This window comes from Saccharomonospora piscinae, assembly GCF_005862235.1.
GTDB lineage: Bacteria > Actinomycetota > Actinomycetes > Mycobacteriales > Pseudonocardiaceae > Saccharomonospora > Saccharomonospora piscinae.
Genome location: NZ_VCEK01000003.1, coordinates 477869 through 493270, shown reverse-complemented (window position 1 = coordinate 493270; position 15402 = coordinate 477869). Strand labels below are relative to the sequence as shown.

At 70.8% G+C, this 15402-nt stretch carries 11 protein-coding genes; 2 read left to right on the top strand and 9 right to left on the bottom strand.

The window, feature by feature from the left end; genetic code table 11:
• Window positions 1–42: 42 nt before the first annotated feature.
• The 6 genes from secA to mtrA form a co-directional block, all read right to left on the bottom strand.
• On the bottom strand, window positions 43–2934 hold the full coding sequence (gene secA / locus FFT09_RS13445) for a preprotein translocase subunit SecA (RefSeq protein WP_138382896.1): 2892 nt from the start codon (window positions 2932–2934) through the stop codon (window positions 43–45).
• A gap of 187 nt (window positions 2935–3121) precedes the next feature.
• Window positions 3122–3814, bottom strand: a complete 693-nt coding sequence (hpf, locus tag FFT09_RS13440; RefSeq protein WP_024874852.1) for a ribosome hibernation-promoting factor, HPF/YfiA family — start codon at window positions 3812–3814, stop codon at window positions 3122–3124.
• A 447-nt stretch (window positions 3815–4261) separates the two neighbouring features.
• The gene (locus FFT09_RS13435) at window positions 4262–5002 is read right to left on the bottom strand and encodes a ComF family protein (protein WP_138382895.1); all 741 of its coding nucleotides are present in this window, start codon (window positions 5000–5002) and stop codon (window positions 4262–4264) included.
• Between the two features lie 81 nt (window positions 5003–5083).
• The gene (locus FFT09_RS13430; RefSeq protein WP_138383199.1) at window positions 5084–6811 is read right to left on the bottom strand and encodes an LpqB family beta-propeller domain-containing protein; all 1728 of its coding nucleotides are present in this window, start codon (window positions 6809–6811) and stop codon (window positions 5084–5086) included.
• Window positions 6812–6837: 26 nt separating this feature from the next.
• Window positions 6838–8586 carry an MtrAB system histidine kinase MtrB gene (mtrB, locus tag FFT09_RS13425; protein WP_081191446.1) on the bottom strand — a complete coding sequence of 583 codons (1749 nt, stop codon included), beginning with the start codon at window positions 8584–8586 and terminating at the stop codon, window positions 6838–6840.
• Window positions 8587–8595: 9 nt separating this feature from the next.
• Complete coding sequence (gene mtrA, locus FFT09_RS13420) at window positions 8596–9273, bottom strand: MtrAB system response regulator MtrA (protein WP_024874856.1); 678 nt, start codon at window positions 9271–9273, stop codon at window positions 8596–8598.
• A 202-nt stretch (window positions 9274–9475) separates the two neighbouring features.
• On the opposite strand from mtrA, the gene FFT09_RS13415 reads away from it, so the two are divergent.
• Window positions 9476–10261 carry an IclR family transcriptional regulator gene (locus tag FFT09_RS13415; RefSeq protein ID WP_081191447.1) on the top strand — a complete coding sequence of 262 codons (786 nt, stop codon included), beginning with the start codon at window positions 9476–9478 and terminating at the stop codon, window positions 10259–10261.
• Here the strand turns inward: FFT09_RS13415 and FFT09_RS13410 are convergent.
• Entirely contained in the window at window positions 10246–10926 is a 681-nt protein-coding gene (locus FFT09_RS13410; protein ID WP_081191448.1) for a dTMP kinase, read from the bottom strand. The genes FFT09_RS13415 and FFT09_RS13410 overlap by 16 nt on opposite strands.
• A 149-nt stretch (window positions 10927–11075) precedes the next feature.
• Here FFT09_RS13410 and FFT09_RS13405 point away from each other — a divergent pair, with 149 nt between their 5' ends.
• The gene (locus FFT09_RS13405; RefSeq protein ID WP_138382894.1) at window positions 11076–13439 is read left to right on the top strand and encodes a hypothetical protein; all 2364 of its coding nucleotides are present in this window, start codon (window positions 11076–11078) and stop codon (window positions 13437–13439) included.
• Between the two features lie 4 nt (window positions 13440–13443).
• Here FFT09_RS13405 and FFT09_RS13400 read toward each other — a convergent pair whose 3' ends face one another.
• Both FFT09_RS13400 and FFT09_RS13395 read right to left on the bottom strand, forming a co-directional pair.
• Window positions 13444–14217 (bottom strand): hypothetical protein, encoded by a 774-nt coding sequence (locus FFT09_RS13400; protein WP_138382893.1) that lies wholly within the window; start codon window positions 14215–14217, stop codon window positions 13444–13446.
• A gap of 210 nt (window positions 14218–14427) precedes the next feature.
• Entirely contained in the window at window positions 14428–15342 is a 915-nt protein-coding gene (locus tag FFT09_RS13395) for a cation diffusion facilitator family transporter (protein WP_138382892.1), read from the bottom strand.
• Window positions 15343–15402 lie beyond the last annotated feature (60 nt).

Below are 15402 nucleotides of genomic sequence, written 5' to 3'. Positions count from 1 at the left end.
CGGGGACGGCGCCGGTGCGCCGTCCCCGTTCACGGTGAACGCCTATCGGCGAGGGTTGCGCTTGTCCTTCTTCGCCTGCTCGCGAGCAGCGGCCCTGCGCTCCCGACGGCTGTTACCGGACCCCGCGCCACGCTTCGCGGTGTCGGCGCCGGAACCATCGCCACGAGACTGCACGCCGCCGCCTTCGGACGGACCCGAGAAGGTCAGGCCCTTCGGGGTCTGCCCGTCGAGCCCCTTGCCCTGCAACGCCGTGGGGACAGCCTCCCCCGTCGCGGGGGGTTGCGGGGGCACCGGCCGCGCGTGCCGCGGAGCCGCCGCTGCGGGCGCCGCCGCACGCGGAGCCCTGCCGTTGCCGCTCGCGGCGGGGGCCGCCGGTGCGGCAGCGGCCTGCGGTGTCCGTGCCTGCTGGGTCTTCGCGGCCTCCTCGGCCTGCTGCTGCTCAGCCTGCTGCACCTGGAGGTTGAACACGAGGCCGACCGCTTCCTCCTTCAGCGAGTCGAGCATCGCGTTGAACATGTCGAAGCCCTCGCGCTGGTACTCCACGAGCGGGTTACGTTGCGCCATCGCACGCAGCCCGATGCCCTCCTTGAGGTAGTCCATCTCGTAGAGGTGCTCGCGCCACTTCCGGTCGAGCACCGACAGAATCACCCGGCGTTCCAGCTCGCGCATGGCACCGTCCCCGACCGTCTCGTCGAGTTCGGCCTCCCGCCGCTCGTACGCGGCGAGCGCGTCGTCCACCAGCACGTCCCGCAGCCGGTCGGCCTCGACGTCCTCGCTCTCCTCCAGGAGGTCGTCCCAGGTCACACCGACCGGGTAGAGGGTTTTCAGCGCGGTCCAGAGCTTGCGGTGGTCCCAGTCCTCGGCGTAGCCGTCGGCCGTGGCCCCGTTGACGTACGCCGTGACCACGTCGGTGATCATGTGCTGGATCTGGTCGCGCAGGTTCTCGCCCTCCAGCACCCTGCGGCGCTCGGCGTAGATGACCTTCCGCTGCCGGTTGAGGACCTCGTCGTACTTGAGGACGTTCTTCCGGATCTCCATGTTCTGCTGCTCGACCTGGGTCTGCGCGCTCTTGATCGCGCGGGACACCATCTTGTGCTCGATGGGAACGTCGTCGGGCAGCCGCATGGTGGTCATGACGCGCTCGACCATGGCGGCGTTGAACCGCCGCATGAGCTCGTCGCCGAGCGAGAGGTAGAAGCGAGACTCACCGGGGTCACCCTGCCGACCGGACCGGCCTCGCAACTGGTTGTCGATGCGCCGGGACTCGTGGCGCTCGGTGCCGAGTACGTAGAGGCCGCCGGCCTCCAACACCTCCTCGGACTCCGCCTTGCACTCGGCTCTGACCTCCTCCAGCACCTTCGGCCAGGCCGCCTCGTACTCCTCCGAGTGCTCGACCGGATCGAGGCCACGCTCGCGCAGCAGTTCGTCGGCGATGATGTCCGGGTTGCCACCGAGGACGATGTCGGTACCACGACCCGCCATGTTGGTGGCGACGGTGACCGAGCCCTTGCGGCCGGCCTGCGCGATGATCAGCGCCTCGCGGTGGTGCTGCTTCGCGTTGAGGACCTCGTGCGGCACCTTGCGCTTGAGCAGAAGTTTCGACAGGTGCTCGGACTTCTCGACGCTCGTGGTGCCGACCAGGACGGGCTGCCCCTTCTCGTGGCGCTCGGCGATGTCGTCGGCGACCGCCTCGAACTTCGACTCCTCGGACTTGTAGATGAGGTCGGCCTCGTCGACTCGCACCATCGGGCGGTTCGTGGGGATGGGCACCACGCCGAGCGTGTAGGTCTGGTGGAACTCGGCCGCCTCCGTCTCGGCGGTACCGGTCATGCCGGCCAGCTTGTCGTAGAGACGGAAGTAGTTCTGCAGCGTGATCGTGGCCAGCGTCTGGTTCTCGGCCTTGATCTCGACGCCTTCCTTGGCCTCGATCGCCTGGTGCATGCCCTCGTTGAACCGGCGGCCAGCCAGCACCCGGCCGGTGAACTCGTCGACGATCAGCACTTCGCCGCCTCGGACGATGTACTCCTTGTCCTTGCGGTAGAGCTCCTTCACCTTCAGGGCGTTGTTGAGGAACCCGACCAGCGGCGTGTTGGCCGCCTCGTAGAGGTTGTCGATACCGAGCTGGTCCTCGACGAACTCCACCCCGGCCTCGGTGACACCGACGGCGCGCTTGCGCTCATCCACCTCGTAGTGGACGTCCTTCTTCATCAGCGGCGCGAGGCGCGCGAACTCGACGTACCAGCGGGAGGACTGGTCGGCGGGACCGGAAATGATCAGTGGCGTCCTGGCCTCGTCGATGAGGATCGAGTCGACCTCGTCGACGATGGCGTAGTAGTGGCCGCGCTGCACACAGTCGTCGAGGCTCCACGCCATGTTGTCGCGGAGGTAGTCGAAGCCGAACTCGTTGTTCGTTCCGTAGGTGACGTCCGCGGCGTAGGCGGCCTTGCGCTCGGCTGGCGACATGTCGGACCGGATGACACCGATCTCCAGACCGAGGAAGCGGTGAACGCGACCCATCCATTCGGAGTCACGCTGCGCGAGGTAGTCGTTGGTGGTGACCACGTGCACGCCCTTGCCCGGCAGCGCGTTCAGGTACACCGGCAGGAGACTGGTCAGCGTCTTGCCCTCACCGGTCTTCATCTCGGAGACCTGCCCGAGATGCAGGGCCGCACCGCCCATGAGCTGGACGTCGTAGTGTCGCTGCCCGAGGACGCGCCTCGCTGACTCCCGCACCACGGCGAACGCCTCGGGGAGGAGCTCGTCGAGCGACTCGCCGTCGGAGTTGCGCTGGCGGAACTCGTCGGTCTTCGCCTGCAACTCGGCGTCCGAGAGGTCCTTGACGTCGTCTTCGAGGGTGTTGACGTGATCGGCGATGCGGTGCAGCCGCTTCACCATCTTGCCCTCGCCCGCACGGAGCAGGCGGTTCAGAAGCATCGGGTCGACCTCGCTAGCGGTGTCTGTGTGGTCGTCATGAGCACCCCAGCCGGGCGCCGGGCAGCACCCCCATCGTAGAGAATGCGCAGGCCCGCGTGCACGCGGCGGCCCGCGCGTGGAGTGCGCGCGGGCCGCCGGGAACCGGTTGTCACGACGTGAACCGCCTGCTGGGCGGCCGTTGTCGTGGTCAGCCGAGTCGAATCACTCCGTAGTCGAATCCCTTCCTTCGGTACACGACGCTCGCCTTGTCGCACTCGGCGTCGTGGAAGAGGTAGAAGTCGTGGCCCACGAGCTCCATCTGGTAGAGGGCATCGTCGATCGTCATCGGTTCGGCCGAATGTTGCTTCTCGCGCACGATGCGGCCGGGCTCCCGGGGAGCGACACCGTCGTCCCAGCGCGGCTCCGGCACGCCCATCTCGTCGGTCGGTACGTCCTCGTCGACGGCAGCGCCGGTCGGTGCGTCCAGCACGGCGGTCGCGGCCCGGGCGGTGCCGGTCGGGGTCGCCCCGTTCGCGGCCACGGCCTGCGCGGCGGCGGCGGTCGCCTCGGCGAGCGACTCGGGGCTGCGGCGGCCGTAGTGGACGCGGCGGCGGTCGTGCATGCGGCGAAGCCGGCTCTCCAACTTGCTGATCGCGGAGTCGAGCGCCGCGTAGAAGTCGCCTGCTCTGGCCTCGGCCCGCACGATCGGGCCCCTGCCCTTGCCCGTGATCTCCACGCGCTGGCAGTTCTTGGCCTGCCTGCGGTTGGGCTCGTGGAACAGTTCGACGTCGAAGCGGATGACCTTTCTGTCGTAACGCTCCAGCCGGGTCAGCTTGTCAGCCACGTGCGTCCGGTAATGCTCCGGAATCTCCACGTTGCGACCCTTGATGACGATGTCCATTCACGACCTCCTCGCTCACGTACGTGCGAGTGTTTTGAAATGGGCGACCTCTGGCACCGAAGCGACGGCGGGACCGGACGCGGCAGAGATATCGGGCGTCCGAGCCGATTCAGAGCTCCGGCACCGGGGACATCGGCGCTTCACCTCCCCTGCGGCCGGGACGTTCGTTAGCGCTGCACGTTAGCCTCCGTGACGATTCCGCAACAGCCCCCGCGCCGGGGGAACCTACGCGGAGCCGGGCGGTGACCGTACGCGGTGGAATACCGGACAGGCCGGACGTACCGACCCCCGTTCGGAGCAGCGCGCCGGGCTCATACTCATCCCGGTGACGCAGTCGACGCCCCGTGGCCTGGCTCTGCGTGACCGTGGGCTGCGTCATATCCGGTCAACGACGATCCCCCTCCCGCAGTTCCCCAACTACCCGTGTGGGTGACAGAAAGCCGGGTTTCAGCCCGTCACGGCACCCGCGCCGGTGAGCGTCACGGCCGCACCGACCTCGACACCCGCCTCGAAGAGAGCGCGCGTACACGCGGTGAGCGTGGCGCCCGTGGTCACGACGTCGTCGATCAGCACCACGGGTGTGCCCGGCGGCGGGAGTCCCGCGCGCGTCACCGTGACGCGACCCGCGAGGTTGGCCACCCGTGCCGCCCGGCCGAGGCCGACGGCGTCGCGAGCGCGCGCCGACAGCCGCAACGCCGGGGCGACGGCCACCGGCTCCCCGGCGTGGGCGAGCGCGTGCGCACACTCCCGGGCCAGCGCCCGGACGTGTGGCCCGCCCCGCATCCGGGAGGCAGCGGGGCGCGACGGCACCGGCACGAGCCACCACGTCCCGTCCGCGTCCGGCCGTGCGCCGTCCAGTAGCGGGACCACGGCGGCCAGGGCCCGTCCCAGCGGGCGAGCGAGGTCCCGCCTGCCGTGCTCCTTGTAGGCCAGCACGAACTCCCTGGCGGCGCCGTCGTGCCGGGCCAGGGCCGACACACCCGGCCGGAGCGCCAGCGGAGCACGCGCCAGTTCGGCCAGGCACACTTCGCAGGCCGCGGGCCCCGCTCGCCCGCAGGCCGCGCAGGATGAGGGCCACAGCAGATCGAGCGTCGCCGTGAGGACTCCACGCCACCCGGAGCGGCCCGCTCCGGGGCGCCCGATCCGATCACCAGCTGTCAGTCCGTCGGCAGTCGCGGTCGTTTCCATGCCCCCACGGTGCCGGGCCCGGCCGACAGTTCCGGCCCCGGACACGGCCCGCGCACCGAACGGTGCCGTCGGCGGCGCGACTCAGCCCGGATAGAACGGATCGGCGGCGGCCCTGCTGTTGCTGTGGGGCCGCCATACCGCTCCGATCTCGCTCGCGGTCCACAACCCGCCCACGTCGCCGACCACGATGGGCCGCCCCGGCGCCGCGGTGATGTCGCTCATCGGCGGTGTCAGGTTCGAGCTGTTGTACTGGTCGAGCTGCACGCCGTCCACCGACACCCTCGCCACGGGGACACGGTCGGAGGACGTGGCGACCACGAGCGTGTCCTGGTCGATCCAGTCGACGTCCACGACGGAGTTCAGGCGGTCCTCCTGCAGCACCCTGGGCGCGCGCAGGGTGGCCTCGGCCGGGGTCCGCACCACGGAGGCCACCACCAGCTGACCGTCCACGATCAGCGCCGCACGGGAGCCGTCGCGGGACAGCCGCAGGCCCGTGATCGACCCGACGTCGGAGAGTTCCGAGGCGTTCACCCGCTGCGTGACCCACTGGCCGTTCGGGTCGCGCTGCACGCGCGTGACCCGCTCGCCGTCGGCCACGGTCCACAGTTCGGCCGACTTGTCGTCCTTGGTGGCAGGCGGCCGCCATGTCGGCCTCGTCAGGGAGTCGGCAGGCAGGTCCACGATCTGCCCCGCCACGCCGTAGTCGCCGATGCGCAGCCGCACCCCGTCGGCGCTCCGCTCGACGACAGCCAACTGCTGGCCGTTGATGGCCTGCGCCGCGCTGACCACGTCGTAGGCCCCCGATCCGGCTGGCCCCTCGATCGGTGCTCCCGTGGCGAGCGAACGCACTCGACCGTTCACGGTCATCAGGCCGGGCAGTTCCGAACTCGGCGAGGACACCGTGTCGTAGGCGGGGAGGTCGCTGGGCCGCCACTCCGGCTGGCCGGGCACGAGCGCGGTGCCGTCGGACAGCAACTTCACCCTGCTGGTCGTGACGTACTGGAGTGACCGCACGATCTGGGCCGCCATCAGTTCGCGTTCCTGGACGCTCTCATCGCCCAGCCCGGTGAGGGGGACGACGAGCGCGCCGTCGTTGCTGATCGTGACGTTGCTGCCGAGCGTCGCGGCGTCCCCGAGGGGATTGCGGACCGCGCCGCTGAGCCCGTCGGACGGGCCCGACAACAGCAGGTCGATCACGCGGGCGGGCAGCCCCGACTGCGGTCGCGCCACCACGTAGCGGAGGTCGGGCACGACCGCCGTCGAGTCCGGCGAGAAGAAGTAGACCGGCACCGTGAGGTAGGCGTCGGCGAAGTCGCTCTCGGTGATGACGATGCTGTCGGGCGGGTCGACGATGCGCCACTCGCCGTCGGCCTGCCTGCGGACCCGGACGGGTTCGCGCACCGCCGACTCCCCCGCGATGAAGGAGCTGTCCGGAGCCAGTCGCCCGAGGGCGGTCGCTCTGAGCGCGATGACTCGCTCGTTCGGGTCTTCGGGTTGTTCGGCCTCGGGCGCGTAGACCGTGCCGAACTCGTCCTCGACCACCATCAGGCTCGAGTCGGGTTGCCATTCCTCCCGCAGTCGCCGGTTCAGGTAGGCGCGGGAGGCGGCGTGGTCGTTGGCGGGTTGCACGCTGTTGCGCACGAACTCGCGCACCACCGACAGCGGATCGAGCCCCAGCTCCGGCTCCGGGATCTCCTGCGTGGCCTGTCCCGCGTCCGGCCGGGGGATCGCCTTGGGCTGCGACTCGGTGGGGATGGCGGCACAGCCCGTGACCAGCACGGCGCCGAGGAACGCGGCCAGGGCCGCCATCGGTCCCCGCCCGGCACCACGTCTGCTCACCGCTGGTCCTTTCGTCCGATGACGGCTCCGGCATCGCGCGGCTCGTCCCGGTCGGTCTCACCGCCTTGATCACCAGGCCCGTCGCCGGGCCCGTGGCCGTATGCCTCGGCTTCGACTTCGGCACGACCGGCAGCTGGCGGGTCCGGTGGCAACGGGATCGGGCTGTGCTCCACCGTCGTACCCACGGTACGGGGGAGCGTGAGCCGGAAGCACGAACCGTGGCCCTGCTCTCCCCACGCCTCCAGCCACCCGCCGTGGAGCCGGGCGTCCTCGTGGCTGATCGCGAGGCCGAGCCCGGTTCCGCCGGTGCGCCGGTTCCGGGACGGATCGGCTCGCCAGAAGCGGTTGAAGACGAGTTCGGCCTCGCCCGCACGCAGGCCCACACCGTAGTCGCGGACGGTGATGGCGACGGCGTGTTCGTCGGCGGAGAGCCGCAGCCGGACGGGATGGCCCTCACCGTGGTCGACCGCGTTGGCGAGCAGGTTGCGCAGGATGCGCTCGACCCTGCGGGTGTCGATCTCGGCGGTCAGTTCGTCCTCGGGCAGCTCGGCCACGATCTCACTGCCCGTGGTGCCGGCCAGCACGCGGACCTGCTCCATCGCCCGGTGCACCACGGGGCGGACGTCGGTGGCTTCCGCGGCCAGTTCCTCCACACCCGCGTCGAGCCTGCTGATCTCCAGGAGGTCGTGCAGCAGGCTCTCGAAGCGGTCGAGTTCGTCGACCAGCAGTTCGGACGAGCGGGCGAGCCCCGACGGGAACTGCTCGCGCGAGGCGTACAGCACGTCGGCGGCCATGCGCACCGTGGTGAGCGGGGTGCGCAACTCGTGGGACACGTCGGAGGTGAAGCGCCGTTGCAGCTGGCCGAACTCCTCCAGCTGCCGGATCTGCTCCTGGATGCTGGCCGCCATCTCGTTGTAGGAGACGGCGAGCTTGGCGAGGTCGTCCTCGCCGGTGACGTCGAGTCTGCGGTCGAGGTCGCCCTCGGCGAAGTCCTCGGCCGCGGCGGCGGCCCTGCGCACGGGCGAGACCACCTGGCGCGTGACCATGTTCGTGATCACCGCGAGCAGCACGAGCAGGAACGCGCTGCCGAGCAACAGAGTGTTCTGGACGGTGGCGACGGTGTTCTGCTCGGTACTCAGCGGGAACAGCAGGTAGAGCTGGATCGGCCGGGTCGCCGTGGTGACCGGGGCGCCGACGACGAGGTAGGTGGAGCCGGAGCGGCTCTCGTACTGCACGGCGGTCTGGTTGTTCTCGGCGTAGCTCGTGAGCGCGCCCGGCACCTTCTGCACCGGTCCCGCGTGTACGGCCGCCTCACCCGCCTGCTCGGGGTCGCCTGCCACGAGGACGGGCTCGAACGCGCCCGCCGACGAGCTTTCGAGGTCCCGCGCGCCCACCGAGCTGCTGGTGATGGCCTTGAGGGCGTTGGAGAGCCGGTTTCGCAGCGCGTCGCCCTGCCCCGCGTCGCCGACGAGCTCACTCTCCGCCGTGCGGACGGCGACCTGGAGCTGCGCCAGCGCGGCGCGTTCCTTGGTGTCGACGAGCCGGTCGACGATCTGGTTCTGCAGCACCACACCGAGGACGAACACCACGGCCGACGACAGCGCGAGCGTGGAGGTGGTGACGCGGAACTGCAGCGACCGCTGCCACAGGTCGCCGAACGCCGACATCGTGCGCCTGCCGAACGCCGCCGCGCGCCTGGTCAGCGACAACGCCGACCGGCCCGACGACGCCAGTCGACCGTTCATGCCCACACCTTACGGAGGACCCGCCTTATAGCCGACCCCGCGAACGGTCAGCACGACCTCGGGGTGCTCGGGATCCTTCTCCACCTTCGACCGCAGGCGCTGCACATGCACGTTGACCAGCCGGGTGTCGGCGGCGTGCCGGTAGCCCCAGACCTGCTCCAGCAGGACCTCGCGGGTGAAGACCTGGCGGGGCTTGCGGGCGAGCGCGACGAGCAGGTCGAACTCCAGTGGAGTCAGCGCGATCGACCGGCCGTCCCGCATGACCTCGTGGCCGGGGACGTCGATCGTGAGATCACCGATGATGAGCGTCTCGGCGGGTTCGGACTCGGTGCGACGCATCCTGGCGCGCACCCGCGCCACCAGCTCCTTCGGCTTGAACGGTTTGACCACGTAGTCGTCGGCGCCGGACTCCAGGCCCAGCACGATGTCCACGGTGTCGCTCTTGGCCGTGAGCATGACGATGGGCACGCCCGACTCGGCCCGGATCGCCTTGCAGACGTCGATGCCGTTCATGCCGGGCAGCATCAGGTCAAGCAGCACCAGGTCGGGCTTCATCTCGCGCAACGCGGGCAGGGCACGGGAGCCATCGGACACCACGGCGGTGTCGAAACCCTCACCGCGCAGCACGATGGTCAGCATTTCAGCCAGAGCAGGGTCGTCGTCGACAACCAGCACACGTGCCTTCATGGGGCACATATTCGCACTACCGCCTCGCGTAGCGTGCACGACCCGGTCGGAAAGTTGCGAACCCGACCCTTCGGCCACCGGCGTGAACGACCGGCTTCGACCGCCCGACCTGGGGCGATGCCGCACCGACGACCTCTCGCGCGCGAGTTGTTCGAGGTTGCACGTGATCTGCGTCCTTGCGTCCGGGAGTTAGTGTTGCGCTATGCGGAACTCCGGGACGGCGAAGGGCGCCACAGGCACAGTACAGTCGGTCGACCGCGCGATCAGCGTGCTCGAACTGCTCGCGCAGCACGGAGAGGCCGGGATCACCGAGATCGCGGCCGAGTTGGGGGTCCACAAGTCCACCGCGTCGAGACTGGTCGCCGCGCTCGAAGCGCGCCACCTCGTCGAGCAACTGGGGCAGCGCGGCAAGTACGCCATCGGGTTCGGCGTCGTTCGGCTCGCCGGTGCCGCCATGGGCAGGCTCGACCTCGCCAAGCTCGGCAACCAGACCTGCCGGATGCTGGCCGAGTCCCTCGGGGAGACCGTCAACATCGCCGTGGCCGACGGCGGCGTGGCCATCAACATCAGTCAGGCGTTCGGTTCGGCGGCCGTCAGCGCGCAGAACTGGACCGGCAGGCGCACTCCCCTGCACGCCACGTCGAGCGGCAAGGTGCTGCTGGCCTACATGAGCGAGAGCGACCGGGGGCCGCTGCTGCGCGAGCCGCTCGAGCGCTACACGCCCCGCACCACCGTCGTCCCGGACACCCTGCGCGCCGAACTCGGGCGCGTGCGCCATGACGGCTACGCGGCGTCGTTCGAGGAGCTGGAGGTCGGCATGCACGCCGTGGCGGTGCCGGTGTACGGCGCTGACGGGCAGGTGATCGCCGCGATCAGCGCCTCGGGACCGTCCTACCGCCTGTCCCGCGACCGGGTGGCCCAGGTGGTCCGGCCGCTGGCCGAGGCCGCCACCGAACTGTCGTCGCAGCTCGGTCACTTCCCGAGGTAGAGCGAGGTGGCCAGCGCGGCCACGTCCTCCGGCTGCTCGGCGTCCGCGCCCTGCCGGGACCGCTCGCGGGTGCCGTCGAGGACGTGCCACTGCGACAGCCACCCGCGCTCGGCGAGCGCGTCGTACATCCGGGAGCAGCGCGCCTGCAACGTGTCGTCGGACTCGAAGGCGTCGATCTTCCGCGAGGTGTCCTGCTCGGCCCTCGTCCTGGCACGCCGAGCGGCGAGATCCACCGGCACCCGCAACAACAGCTGCCGGTCGGGAACGGGCAGGCCGAACCTGTCGATCTCCAGGTCCCTGACCCACCGCACCACGGGCCCGTCGACACCCTCGCCCAGCCGCGCGGCCTGGTAGGCGGCGTTCGACGCGACGTAGCGGTCGAGCAGCACCACGTCGTGCGAGGACAGCGCCAGCCGGATCTCGTCGGCGGCGTCCCTGCGATCCAGCGCGTACAGCAGCGCCATGCCGTACACCGAGTCGGCGAGGTCACCGTGAGCACCGTGCAGTGCCTCGCGGACGAGATCCGCGTGGACGTCGCGGCCGTATCGGGGGAACGCCAGCGTGGTCACGGTCGCGCCCTGTGCGCGGAGCGCGGCGGTCAACGACTCGGTAAGCGTGCGTTTGCCCGCGCCGTCAAGGCCTTCGACGACCACCAACCGCCCCATGCGCCCATTGTGGCGTATCGCGGTTTCCCCCGACCGGGTGGCAATCACTGCACGCCGTAACCAGCGGAAACGTCCCCGTTTCGTTACCGTGGGTGGTCGGACCGTTCGTCCCCGCCACCTTTTCCGTCGCCGAGCGAGGTGTTCCACTCGTGCCACTGCCCGGACCCGACACCCACGTCGTCGAACTGCGAGTTCCCGGGCTCATCGGCACCAGCGGTGACGATCTGCTCGACGCCACGAGCACCGTCGACGTCGCGGGCGACGGCGTGGGCCGGGTCATCCGCCCCGCCGACCGCCTGCGCAGGCCCGCGCCCGGTCCCGTGCTGTGCGCACTCGGCCGCTCCGTGTCACGCACGCTGGAGGGCTACCTGTGGAGCCGGATGACCTCGGGTGGGGCCGCCAAGGCAGCCTGGGCGCTGCTGTTCCCGTTCTCGCTGGTGAACGTGGCGCAGTGGATGCTCCCGCCCGAGTCGGCGTCGGCACCGCGGGCCTCACGCGCTCTGACGGCGGTGTGCCGGTCGCTGCTCAGGGTGACGGGCGTGCTGCTGACCATGCTGCTCGTGGCGCAGCTGGCGGTCGTGTCCCTCGACCTGGTCGCCGGTCAGTGCCTGCGGCCGGGTTCAGGGTGTCTCGGCGGCGCGCCGTCGTGGCTGCGCGACACCGCCGTCGCCCGCACCGCGGTCGGTGTCGTACCGCTGCTGGCCGTGGTGGCGGTGCTGTTCGCGGTGGCGTCCGCCTCGTGGCCGGTGCGGGCGGCCCGGCTGCGCGAGCCCCGTCCCGACCTGCCCGGCGGCACCCTGGTTGACGACCAGGACTACACCACCACGCTGCGCTGCCTGCACTCGGTGGCGGCGCTGGGGACCGTGGCCGTCGTCCTGCTCGGTGACCCGTTGCGGGCCCCCGAGGGCGTGGTGGGCAGCACCGCGTGGATCCTGGCGCTGGCGCTGCCGGGACTCGCGGTCGGGGGTGCCGCGTTCCGCACCCACCGCCTGCTGGGCCCCGCCTCGCGGTTCGCCCTGCTGGCGCTGGCGCTGTGCCTCGTCGGCGTCGCCACGGTGGTGCCGGCATCCGCCAGGGACGGCGCCACGGGTCCGTTCGTCACCGGGGCTGGCGCGATGGTCGAACTCGTGGCCGCGGCCCTGTTCGTCACCTGTGTGCTGTTCGCGGTGCTGCTGATCCCCACGGCCGTCGTGGCACGCGGAGCCTGGTCCGGGTTGCCCCAGCGGCTGCGGCCGTGGGCCGGAGGATGGGCCGCGGCGCCCGCGCTCGCCCTGGCGGGGCTGCTGGGCGGTGGCTTCGGTGCGGGCCTGGCGATCGCCGCGCGGTACCTGCTGGACGCCGACCTCGCGCTGCCCCGCGGATACGCCCTCATCACGCTCCTGTGGGGTGCCGGTCTCGCGGTCGCGACACTGGTGGCCGGGTACGCGCTCGTGGCCGGCCCGCTGCGCCGCCACCGGCGTGGCATACCCGAGGTGCTCCGGCTGATGGAGACCCGCGACGCCGACCTCGCCGACGCCGCCGATGCGTGGGCACGGGCGGCCTGGGAGCGCAAGCACCTGCACCGGCTGGTACTCGCCGTCGTCCTCGTCATGATCGCCGGCGCCGCCGCGCTGGTGGTGGTCCGGGTCGCGGAGCTCGACATCCCGGCCCTGCTCACGCCGCTGTCGGCGCTCGGAGTGGTCGCGCTCGGGGCGCTGGCGCTGGCCCTGCTGCGCGCGGTCTACACCACGGCCACCGGCACCCAGCGCGTGCGCCACCTCGCCGCGTTCGCCGACCTGGTGTGCTTCTGGCCCCGCGTGGCACACCCCGTTGTCCCTCCCTCGTACGCCTTGAAGGTCGTGCCGGAACTGGCCGAGCGCACCAAGGAACACCTGCGCAAGCACGACAACCGGGTGGTCGTCGCCGGATACCACGTCGGCGGGCTGCTCGCGCTGATCACCGCGGGCAGGCTCACCGCGGAGCTCACGCCCGCCGAGCGCGAGCGGCTGGGCGTGCTCACGGCGGGGGCGCCGTTGCAGTGGGGCTACCAGCGGGCCTTCCCCGCCGTGTTCGGTCACGACACGCTCGAACGGCTCTACGGCGGGCTCGACGGCCGTTGGCGGGGGCTCTGCCGGGGCACCGACACGTTCGGCGGGGGTGCCACCACGTGGCGGCACCAGGTCACCGGGGGCGACCTGCTGGGCATCGGCTATCTGCCCGAGGGCGGCGTCGGGCCACTCGACGCGGCCGAGCGGGGTGCCCACGGGGTGCTCGTTCTCGGCGGGGACCACTGGCTGCCCGACCCGATGCCGGGCCCCGTGAGCGGGCGCCGGTGGGCACCGGGTGTGCGGCGCCACGCCGACTACATCGCCGAGCCCGAGTGGGACAGGGCGGTGGCGTGCGCCGCGGGTCTCGCGGGCCCCTCACCCGCGATCCCCGAACCGACCCGACCCACCGGACCCGCCCCTGTGCCGGGCGACGTGTTCGGTGGGCCGAGGGTGCCGAGCAGCCGGGTCGGCGGCGGGGCCTTCTAGTACCTCAGGTCGTGCTCCTGCGGCGCAGGCGGGTCAACGCGAGCAGCGCACCTCCGCCGACGACCAGCGCGGCGCCGACACCGATCAACCAGCCACTGCTCAGGCCGGTCGAGGCGAGGTCGTCCGCGGCGGGGTTCTCCTTGCCGGCGACCGCCGTGAGGGTGTTCGCGGGCGCGGAGGCACTGGGTTCCGGAGCCGACATGGACCCACTCGGGACGGAGGACGTCGACGCGCCCGGCTCGGTCTCCTCGGGCTCGGTGGGTTGCTCGCTCTGCCCAGGCTCCTCCGGCTCCGTGGTGGGCTCCGCAGGCTCTGTGGTGGGGGGGAGCGCCTCCGCGCCGCACACGAACCAGTGGCTGATCGTCGGGATCTTGCCGCCCGGGTTCACCGGCGAGCGCAGGTCCTCCCACGGCGCCTCGGAGGTCAGCCCTCGCTCGCCCGGCACGTACACGTTGTAGCCGGGGCCGCCCTTGACCACGATCGCCGTGACCGCGATGCCCTCCGGGACACTCGTGACCGCGACGTACTCGGCGGAGGCGGTGTCGCCGCCCTCGAAGGTCAGGCCCGGCAGGTTCTCCACCTGATCCTCGTCACCGACGCTGACCAGGAGTCCGCCGCCGAACGCGTCGCACCGGGTGACGTTGCCCTCGTGCACCTCGGCCCTCGGGTCCTCCTCGGCACCCGTAGCGGCTGCGACGGAGTTCGCACCCATCACCAGGCCGAGTGTCAGCGTGGCGACGGCCATCGAGCGCAGGCGGGTTCGTGGACTCAGGGACATGCGGCACTCCGGGTACGGGAAGGGTTGGGACACTGACCGGATCGGGGTCGGGGACGGATGAGTCCGGTCCGAGCGGGACCCTATCCGTTCGGAGTGAAACGGCCATCCCGTTACGAGCGAGGTGATCCGATTGATTCCGATCAGTAACGACTCATGACCCAATCGCCGTCAAGTCGCAACAATCGGTGCCCGGACGGCGCCCCGCCGTCATCACACGGCGGCCCGGTACAGGTCCGGTTCCAGGTAGATGAGCCTCGCGGCGGGCACCGTCGCGCGCACCCTGGCCTCGGCCTCGTCGATCTCGGTCGCCACCTCCGCCATCTCCAGCCCGCCACGCAGTCCGAGCTTCGCCGCCACCAGCAACTCCTCCGGCCCGACGTACTGGGTGCGGATGTGGATGACCCGCTCGACGCGACCCGAGACCAGTTCCGCCTCGATCGCCCGCAGTTCCCGCTCCGCGGCGCCCTCACCGATGAGCAGGCTCTTCATCTCGATGATCAGGATGATGGCGATGACACCCAACAGCGCCCCGATCATGAGGGTTCCGACGCCGTCCCACACGGGTTTGCCCGTCACCACCGACAGGCCGACACCGATCAGGGCGAACACCAGGCCGAACAGGGCGCCCGCGTCCTCAAGCAGGACGACGGGCAGCTCCGGGGTCTTCGACTGACGTACGAACGCCCACCAGCTCCGGTCCCCCTTGAGCCCCCGCGACTCGCGGATCGCGGTGCGGAAGCTGAAGGTCTCCAGCGCGATGGCCACCACCAGAATCACCACGGCGACCATCGGGGAGGACAGGTCCTCGGGGTGCTGCACCTTGTGGACACCCTCGTAGAGCGCGAACGCCGAGCCCAGAGTGAACAGCATCAGCGCGACGATGAACGAATAGAAGTAGCGTTCCCGCCCATAGCCGAAAGGATGTTCCTTCGTCGCCCTTCGCTTCGCGGTGCGCTGCCCCAGCAGCAACAATCCCTGGTTCGACGTGTCCGCCACCGAGTGCACCGCCTCCGCGAGCATCGACGACGATCCCGTGATCACGAAGCCCACGAACTTCGACACCGCGATCCCGGCGTTGGCGAACAGTGCGGCGAGGATCGCCTTGGTCCCACCGTTGGCTGCCACTACTTCCCCTCTTCGGCTCACGCGGGCCAGTCGCCCGCGACCGGGGCAGCCTAGAGCAAG